The organism is Brachybacterium nesterenkovii (genome assembly GCF_900163655.1).
Lineage (GTDB): Bacteria > Actinomycetota > Actinomycetes > Actinomycetales > Dermabacteraceae > Brachybacterium > Brachybacterium nesterenkovii.
The window spans coordinates 20,330-29,331 of record NZ_FWFG01000024.1 but is presented as its reverse complement, the minus strand read 5'-3'; the positions used below and the strand labels follow the sequence as shown (position 1 = coordinate 29,331).

The following is a 9,002-nucleotide window of genomic DNA, read 5'->3' as shown; positions in this document are numbered from 1 at the left end:
TGCCAAACAAAACATTTGGCATCAACAAACAGACACGCTATTGAGATCTCAAACAGCACGCGCACATCCTGCCGATCCGATTTCTCGGCCCGGCTCAGAGGCTCGGTTGCGCCGGTCAGGTTTCCCGTTCCGACCTTCTTGCTTCGTCGTACCGGCGCGAGTCACTACTCTAGCAGTTCTCGCTGGCCCGTGCCAACTCCGCTCCGCGTGGTCTGCGTCACTCGGCAATCTCCTCAGAGGCCTGCCTCGCTCCGCTGTCCCGCGGCGATCCGTGAGGATCGATCCGCCGTCCTGTAGACGAACTTCCGGGTGTCCGACCCGCCTCTCAGCGATCCGTCCGGCCCTTCTTTTCGTCCGCCTGTCCGGCTGACAAGAAAGAACATTACGGGGGCCGACGGAGGGACGTCAAGCCGGCGTCAGCGCCCGATCTTCACCCGATGCCACGGCATTCCCGCTGGTCACGGCCTTCTGTTCACCCGTGCAGCGCCTTGTGTTCAGAGGCGTGTGACCTGGATCTGCGGCCCGCTTCACACCGCTCGATGCGAGACGACCGCTGTGCTCCCCTGGGGTGCACAGCGGTCATCGAGGGCAGTCCGTCTGCCCGTGGAGACGGCGTCGGATCGCGGCTCAGCCGGCGAGCCGGACCATCGCGGCCGACTTGCGTCCTCGGCGCAGCAGGAGGTGTCCTCCCGGCAGCGGCGAGTGCCCCGCGAGGTCCCCGGCGAGGGCATCGGCGGCGACGCCCTCCCCGTTCACCGTGAGCCCGCCCTGATCCGCCGCACGCCGTGCCGCGCCCTTGGACTCGACGATGCCGGTCGCCACGAAAGCATCGGCGAGCTCCGTCGTCGACGGCAGATCCTGCATCGGCAGCTCGCGGGCGATCGCCTGCACCGTCTGCTCGTCGAGGGCGCGCACATCGCCTTTGCCGAACAGGACGGCGGCCGCCTCGGTGGCCTGACGCGTCGCCGTCTCGCCGTGCACGAGCGTCGTTATGTCATCGGCCAGTGCGCGCTGGGCGGCGCGGCGGCGCGGGTCCTCGAGCGTGAGGCGCTCGAGCTCTGCGACGTCCTCCGCCTCGCGGAAGGTGAAGAAGCGCAGGTACTTGACCACGTCGGCGTCCGAGGCGTTGAGCCAGAACTGGTGGAAGGCGTACGGGCTCGTCTGCTCGGGATCGAGCCACACGGCCCCGCCCTCGCTCTTGCCGAACTTCGTGCCGTCCGCCTTCGTGACCAGAGGCGTGGTCAGCGCATGAGCGTCCGCCCCCTCGACCTTGTGGATCAGATCCACGCCGGACAGCAGGTTGCCCCACTGGTCGTTCCCGCCGTACTGCAGGGTCACGCCGTAGCGGCGGTAGAGCTCCAGGAAGTCCAGGCCCTGCAGGATCTGGTAGCTGAACTCGGTGTAGCTGATGCCCTCCTCGCTCGCGAGGCGCCGGGCCACCGTCTCCTTGGCGAGCATCGTGCCCATCCGGTAGTGCTTGCCGATGTCCCGCAGGAACTCGAGCGCGCTGATCTCGCGCGTCCAGTCCAGGTTGTTGACCATGCGGACCCCGAACTCGCCCTCGAGGTCCACGAGCTTGGCGATCTGGTCGCGAAGGTTCACGACCCAGCCCTCGACGACGCTCTCGTCGTTGAGCACCCGCTCCCCCGACATGCGCGGATCGCCGATCAGCCCCGTGGCGCCGCCGACGACGGCGAAGGGCTTGTGGCCGGCGAGCTGGAAGCGACGCATCGTGAGCACCTGCGTGAGGTGGCCGACGTGCAGGGACGAGGCGGTCGGGTCGAAGCCGCAATACAGGGACACCGGTCCATCCGCGAGCGCCGTCCCGAGGGCCTCGCGCCCCGTGGTCTGCACGACGAGTCCTCGCCAATCGAGCTCGTCCAGGATGGTCTGCATCAGGCGGTGTCCTTCCCACCTCGGGGCCCGCGGGCCCGTCTCCTCTCGCCCCCGCTGGGGCGAGGCCGGCGGCGCCGGCTCCCCCATTGTCGCAGGATCGCAGGCGGAAGCCGATCCGGTTCCGGCGGCGCCACGGGCACGGGGCGCCGGAGACGGGGAGACGGATCGGCGCCCGGATCGCAGCTGCGGTCGGGTCGGCGCTGGGATCGGCGCCTGCAGCAGATCCTCGGCGGGATCCCTGTCGCCGGCGGACGCGGCGACGGCCCGCTCCCCTGCCGGGAACGGGCCGTCCGCACTGCTCGCGATGCTCGGAGTGCGAGAGCGCGAGGTCAGACGCGCGCGTCCGTGAACTCCCGCAGCCGGGCGCTCGCCGCGGCCGCCTCGGCCTCCTGCTCGGCCACGCGCACCGGGGCCGTCCCGCCCTTCGCGTCGCGCGAGGCGATCGAGCCGGCCACCGTGAGCACCTCGCGGACCGTGGGGTCCAGGTGCTCGGAGATCTCTGCGAACTCGGCGTCCGTGAGGTCGGCGAGCTCCTTGTCCTGGGCCTCGGCCACGCGCACGCACGCCCCCGAGATCTCGTGGGCCTCGCGGAACGGGACCCCGCGGCGCACGAGGTGCTCGGCGATGTCGGTGGCCAGAGAGAACCCCTGGGGAGCGAGCTCGGCCATCCGGTCGGTGTGGAAGACCATCGTCGCGACCATGCCCGTGAACGCGGGCAGCACCAGCATCAGCGAGTCCACCTGGTCGAAGACCGGCTCCTTGTCCTCCTGCAGGTCGCGGTTGTACGCGAGCGGAAGGGCCTTGAGCGTCGCCAGCAGCCCCGTGTGGTCGCCGATCACGCGCCCGGCCTTGCCGCGCGCGAGCTCGGCGATGTCCGGGTTCTTCTTCTGCGGCATGATCGAGGAGCCCGTCGAGTACGCGTCATCGAGGGTGATGAACGAGAACTCCTTGGTGTTCCAGGCGATGACCTCCTCCGCGAGGCGGGAGACGTCGATCGCGATCATCGCCAGCACGAAGGAGAACTCCGCGGCGATGTCCCGTGCGGCGGTCCCGTCGATCGAGTTGTGCACGGCCGAGGCGAAGCCCAGCTCCGCGGCCACGGCCTCCGGGTCGAGCCCCAGCGAGGACCCGGCGAGGGCCCCGGAGCCGTAGGGGCTGACGGCGGCGCGCACGTCCAGGTCGCGCAGGCGCTCGACGTCCCGCAGCAGCGGCCACGCATGGGCCAGCAGGTGATGGGAGAGCAGCACCGGCTGCGCGTGCTGGAGGTGCGTGCGCCCCGGCATCGGAGCCCCGTGGACCTCGACGGCCCGCGCCTGCAGCACGTCGACGAGATCCAGCACGGCCGCGCCGATGACGCGCGCCTGGTCGCGGACGAACAGGCGGATCAGCGTGGCGATCTGGTCGTTGCGCGAGCGCCCGGCGCGCAGGCGCCCGCCGACGTCGGCCCCGGCGCGCTCGATGAGCCCGCGCTCGAGGGCCGTGTGCACGTCCTCGTCGTCCTCGGCGGCGACGAACGCGCCCGAGGCGACGTCCTCCGCCAGGCGGTCCAGGGCGTCCTGCATGGTCGCGAGCGCCGCATCGTCCAGGAGCCCCGCGGCGTGCAGCACGTTCGCATGCGCCTTCGAGCCCCGGATGTCGTATGACGCCAGGCGCCAGTCGAAGTGCGTGGACTTCGACAGCGCCGCGAGCGCCGCCGCCGGGCCCGAGCCGAAGCGTCCGCCCCACAGGGCCAGGCGCTCCGAGGGGGCGCCGGCGCCCGGAGCGGTGTCCGAGGGCGCGGCGCTCGCGGGCGCCGACGGGTCCCCGTCGTGGCCGGGCGCCGTCACTGCTCGCCCTCGGGCTCGGGGGCCTGCTCGTCCGTCGCCGGATCGGCGCCGCCGATGCTGAGGTCCTCGCCGTTGCCCAGGGCCACGTCGCGCGCCGCCGCCTGCTTGGCGGCCAGGCCGTAGATCTCGATGAAGCCGCGGGCCTGCGACTGGTCGAAGGCGTCTCCCTCGTCGTAGGTGGCGAGGTTGAAGTCGTACAGGCCGGTCTCGGAGCGGCGCCCGGTGACGGTCGCGCGCCCGCCGTGCAGGGTCATCCGGATGTCGCCGGAGACGTAGCGCTGGGTGTCCTCGATGAAGGAGTCCAGCGAGCGCTTGAGCGGCGAGAACCACTGGCCGTCGTAGACCAGCTCGGTCCAGCGGTCGCCGACCTGACGCTTGAAGCGGGCCTGCTCGCGCTCGAGGGTCACGCGCTCGAGCTCCTGGTGGGCGGTGATGAGGGCCATCGCGCCCGGGGCCTCGTAGACCTCGCGGGACTTGATGCCCACCAGGCGGTCCTCGACGATGTCGATGCGGCCGATGCCCTGGGCGCCGGCGCGGCGGTTCATCTCCTGGATGGCCTGCAGCGGCGTCACGGGGCGGCCGTCGATCCGCACCGGCACGCCCTGCTCGAAGGAGATGACGACCTCGTCGGCCACCGGCGGGAACGAGGGATCGTCGGTGTAGTTGTAGACGTCCTTGGTGGGCTCGTTCCAGATGTCCTCGAGGAAGCCGGTCTCGATGGCGCGGCCCCACACGTTCTGGTCGATCGAGAACGGGTTGTTCTTCGTCGTGGCGATCGGCAGCTTCTTGCGCTCGGCGTACTCGATCGCGCGGTCGCGCGTCAGCGCGAGGTCGCGCACCGGGGCGATGCACTTGAGCTCGGGCGCGAGCGAGGTGATGGAGACCTCGAAGCGCACCTGGTCGTTGCCCTTGCCGGTGCAGCCGTGGGCGACGGTCGTGGCGCCGAACTCCTTGGCCGCGCGCACGAGGTGCTTGGTGATGACGGGGCGCGAAATGGCCGAGACGACCGGGTAGGCGTCCATGTACAGGGCGTTCGCCTTGAGCGCCGGCATGCAGTACTCGTCGGCGAACTCGTCGCGGGCGTCGGCGACGTACGCCTCGACGGCGCCGCAGTCGAGGGCGCGGCGGCGGATGACCTCGAGGTCCTCGCCGCCCTGGCCCACGTCGACCGCGCAGGCGATGACGTCGGCGCCGGTGGCGTCGTGGATCCAGCCGATGGCGACGGAGGTGTCGAGGCCGCCGGAGTAGGCGAGGACGATGCGTTCGGTCACGGGGATGCTCTCCTTGGGATGGGACTGCGGGTCGGAAGGTCGTGGGTGGGGCGGGCGGCGCCGTCGGGCGGAGCCGGGGTCAGGCGGTCGCGTCGGCCGGCTCGGGCCGGTCGCTGCGGGGATCGGCGAGCGCGAGCAGGCGAGCGGCGAGCTCCGCTCCTTTGTCGGTGCTGCGGGTGATCAGCAGGATCGTGTCGTCGCCCGCGATCGTGCCGAGCACGGACGGGAGGATCGAGCGGTCCACGGCCGAGGCCAGGAACTGCGCGGCGCCCGGGGGCGTGCGCGCCACGACGAGGTTACCGCTCGCCTCGGCCGAGACGAGCAGCTCCTCGCACAGGCGCTGGAGCTGGCTCGCGAGCTGCTCGCAGCTCGCCGGGGCCGTGATGCGCCGGGTGTCGGGCCCCTCGGGCGGGACCTGGTAGACGAGCGCTCCCGAGGAGCCGCGGACCTTCTCCGCCTGCAGCTCGACGAGGTCGCGCGAGAGCGTCGCCTGGGTGACGACGAAGCCGTCGGCGGCGAGCACGTCCGCGAGCTGGGCCTGCGAGGAGACCTCCTGCTGACCGAGCAGCTCGACGATGCGGCGCTGGCGCGAGATCTTCGTCTGCGGCAGGCGGAGGGGACCGCTGCCGTCCATGATGCCCGTCTCGCTCATGCCCTGCTCCGCTCGCGCGCGTGGGCCGCGGTGTCGTCCTCGGCGTGGTCGATCAGCCAGGTCATGAGCGCCTTCTGGGCGTGCAGGCGGTTCTCCGCCTCGTCCCAGACGACCGATTGGGGGCCGTCGATCACGGAGGCCGTGACCTCCATGCCGCGGTAGGCGGGCAGGCAGTGGAGGAACACGGCGCCCTCGGCGGCGTGCGCCATGAGCTCGTCGGTCACGGCGTGCTTCCCGAAGAGGGCCGCATCGCGCGCGTCCTTCTCCCCCTCCTGGCCCATGGAGACCCAAGTATCGGTGATGACGGCGTCGACGCCCGCGACCGCGGCGACCGGATCGTCGGTGACCGTGATCCGCCCGCCCGTCGCGGCGGCGATCTCCTCAGCCCGGGCGAGCACGGCCGCATCGGGCCGGTGGCTCGCGGGCGCGGAGATGCGCACGTCCATGCCGGCCACGGCGCCGCCGAGCAGGTAGGAGTGGGCCATGTTGTTGGCGCCGTCGCCGAGGTAGGCGAGCGAGCGACCGGCGAGCGCGGCGTCGCCGTCGGCCAGGCCGCCGCGGTGCTGGGCGATGGTCATGAGGTCCGCGAGGATCTGGCAGGGGTGGAACTCATCGGTGAGGGCGTTGATGACCGGGACGGTCGCGCACGCGGCCATCTCCTCGATCCGCTCCTGGCCGAAGGTGCGCCACACGATGGTCGAGACCATGCGCGTGAGCACGTTCGTGGTGTCCGAGATCGACTCGCCGCGGCCCAGCTGGCTCGCCCCGGCCTCGATGACAAGCGGGCTGCCGCCGAGCTCGGCGACGCCGGTGGCGAAGGAGACGCGGGTGCGGGTGGAGGACTTGTCGAAGAGGATCGCGACGGTGCGCGGCCCCGCGAAGGGGGCGCGGGCGAAGCGGTCGGCGGCGAGCTCGAGGGCGAGGGCCAGCACCTCCTTCTGCTCGGCGGGGGCGAGGTCGTCGTCGCGCAGGAAGTGGCGGGTCATGAGGGGTCCTTGTCGTCGGCGGCAGGGGCGGCGGAGGGATCGACGGGCGCTGCCGCACCGGCGGCGGCAGGAGCGGCGGCGTCGAGCAGAGCGGGCAGGGCGTCGGCGAAGGAGCCGAGCTCCTGATCCGTGATGACCAGCGGCGGAGCGATGCGGATCGTGCTCGGATCGGGGGCGTTGACGATGAAGCCCGCCTCGAGCGCCGCGGCGGCGACCTGCGGCGCGATGGGCTCGGCGAGGCCGATGCCGCGCAGGAGGCCCGCACCGCGGACCTCGGTGATGCGCGGGTCGCCCAGGGCGAGGACCCGCGCGGCGAAGGACTCGCCGAGGGTGCGGACGTGCTCGAGCAGGCCGTCCTCGCGGATGGTCCCGAGGACGGCGAGGGCGACGGCCGCGCCGAGCGGGTTGCCGCCGAAGGTGGTGCCGTGCTGGCCGGCGGTGAGCAGGCCCCGCACCTCGGGCCCGAACGCGATCATCGCGCCGATCGGGAAGCCGCCGCCGAGGCCCTTGGCGAGGGTCATCGCGTCGGGGACGACGCCCTCGACGCCCTGGTGGGCGAACCACGACCCGGTGCGCCCGATGCCGGTCTGGACCTCGTCGAGGATCAGCAGCGTGCCGGTGTCCCGCGTGGCCTCGCGCAGGGCGCGGAGGTAGGCGGGATCGAGCGGACGCACCCCGGCCTCGCCCTGGATCGGCTCGGCGACGACGGCGGCGACGTCGCGCGGGGCCAGGGCCGCCTCGAGCGCAGCCGTGTCCCCCGAGGGGATGAACTCGACGCCGCCGGGCAGCGGCGCGAAGGGCTCGCGGTAGGCGGCCTTGGAGGTGAGGGCCAGCGCCCCCATCGTGCGGCCGTGGAACGAGTTCTCGAGCGCGAGGATCCGCGGGCGCTCGGCGCCGCCGTGGCGGCGGGCGAGCTTGAAGGCGGCCTCGTTGGCCTCGGTGCCGGAGTTGGCGAAGAACACGCCGGAGCCCTGCGGCGCGCCGGCCAGCGACAGGAGCGTCTCGGCGAGCTCGATCTGCGGCTCGGTGGCGAAGAAGTTCGAGACGTGGGCCAGCTGCGGGGCCTGCTTCGCGAGCGCGTCGACGAGCGCGGGGTGACCGTGCCCGAGGGCGTTGACGGCGATGCCGCCCAGCAGGTCCAGGTACGCGCGCCCGGCGTCGTCCCAGACCCGGCAGCCCTCGCCGCGCACGAGCACGCGCTGGGGCGTCCCGAAGACGGGGATCATCGCCTCGGCGTAGCGCTCGGCGAGCGGGGCCGAGCTCGAGGCGGCGCGCGAGGCGCTCGCGTCGGAGATCGCAGTGCCCTCAGACATGCCGGTGCTCTCAGACATAGTCGTCCCTCCTGACCATCGTGCCCACGCCCTTGGTGGTGAAGACCTCGAGCAGGGCGGCGTGCTCGATGCGCCCGTCGATCATCGCCGCGGTCCGCACCCCGGCGTCGACCGCGTCCAACAGCGCCTCCGCCTTGGGGATCATGCCCGCGGTGAGCGAGGGCAGCATCGCGCGCAGGTCGCTCGCGCTGATCTCGGGGATCAGGGACGAGCGGTCCGGCCAGGAGCGGTAGAGGCCCTCGATATCGGTGAGCATGACGAGCTTCTCGGCGTCCAGACCCACCGCGAGGGCGCCCGCGGCCGTGTCCGCGTTGACGTTGAGGACCTCGCCCGTGGGGCGGCCCTCGGCGTCGACCTCGGGGGCGATCGAGGAGACGACGGGGATGCGCCCGGCGTCCAGCAGGTCCTGCAGGGAGGCGGGCGAGACCGAGGCGATCTCGCCGACGTGGCCGAGGTCCACGTCCTCGCCGTCGACCACAGTGCCGCGGCGGGTCGCGGTGAACAGCCGCGCGTCCTCGCCGGACATGCCGATCGCGTAGGGGCCGTGCTGGTTGATGAGGCCGACGAGCTCGCGCCCCACCTGCCCCACGAGGACCATGCGGACGACGTCCATGGTCTCCTCGTCGGTCACGCGCAGGCCGCCGCGGAACTCCGAGTCGATGTCCAGGCGCTCGAGCATCGCGCTGATCTGCGGGCCGCCGCCGTGGACCACGACCGGGTGCAGCCCGGCGTGGCGCATGAACACCATGTCGGCGGCGAAGGCCCGCTTGAGGCCCTCGTCGATCATGGCGTTGCCGCCGTACTTGATCACGACGATGGTGCCGCGGAAGCGCTGCATCCACGGGAGCGCCTCGATGAGGACCTCGCTCTTGGCGCGGGCCTCCTCGCGGACGGCGTCGAGCTGTGCGAGGGGGTTCTTGCCGGCCATCGGCGCCTCGCTCTCGGGCGCACCGGTCTCGGGAGCACCGGTCTCGGGCGCGCCGGTCTCGGGCACGGTCGCATCGGGCACGGCGGCACCGGGCGCAGTCGCACCGGCCGCA

At 72.3% G+C, this 9,002-nt stretch carries 7 protein-coding genes; all 7 read right to left on the bottom strand.

Annotated features, from left to right (window positions below; genetic code table 11):
- Positions 1-627 precede the first annotated feature (627 nt).
- A complete protein-coding gene (gene tyrS / locus FM110_RS02665; RefSeq protein WP_087102406.1) occupies positions 628-1,896 on the bottom strand; it encodes a tyrosine--tRNA ligase in 1,269 nt (422 codons plus the stop codon).
- Positions 1,897-2,225: 329 nt separating this feature from the next.
- Positions 2,226-3,722: an argininosuccinate lyase gene (gene argH, locus FM110_RS02660; RefSeq protein ID WP_087102404.1), complete on the bottom strand. Its 1,497-nt coding sequence runs from the start codon at positions 3,720-3,722 to the stop codon at positions 2,226-2,228.
- Positions 3,719-4,993 carry an argininosuccinate synthase gene (locus FM110_RS02655; RefSeq protein ID WP_087102402.1) on the bottom strand — a complete coding sequence of 425 codons (1,275 nt, stop codon included), beginning with the start codon at positions 4,991-4,993 and terminating at the stop codon, positions 3,719-3,721. The genes argH and FM110_RS02655 overlap by 4 nt, the downstream gene beginning before the upstream one ends.
- Before the next feature lie 79 nt (positions 4,994-5,072).
- A complete protein-coding gene (locus FM110_RS02650; protein WP_087102400.1) occupies positions 5,073-5,645 on the bottom strand; it encodes an arginine repressor in 573 nt (190 codons plus the stop codon).
- Positions 5,642-6,631: an ornithine carbamoyltransferase gene (gene argF, locus FM110_RS02645; RefSeq protein WP_087102398.1), complete on the bottom strand. Its 990-nt coding sequence runs from the start codon at positions 6,629-6,631 to the stop codon at positions 5,642-5,644. The genes FM110_RS02650 and argF overlap by 4 nt, the downstream gene beginning before the upstream one ends.
- The gene (locus FM110_RS02640; protein WP_087102396.1) at positions 6,628-7,962 is read right to left on the bottom strand and encodes an acetylornithine transaminase; all 1,335 of its coding nucleotides are present in this window, start codon (positions 7,960-7,962) and stop codon (positions 6,628-6,630) included. The genes argF and FM110_RS02640 overlap by 4 nt, the downstream gene beginning before the upstream one ends.
- Positions 7,955-8,890 carry an acetylglutamate kinase gene (argB, locus tag FM110_RS02635; protein ID WP_087102414.1) on the bottom strand — a complete coding sequence of 312 codons (936 nt, stop codon included), beginning with the start codon at positions 8,888-8,890 and terminating at the stop codon, positions 7,955-7,957. Before argB ends, FM110_RS02640 begins: the two co-directional genes overlap by 8 nt.
- Positions 8,891-9,002: the final 112 nt, after the last annotated feature.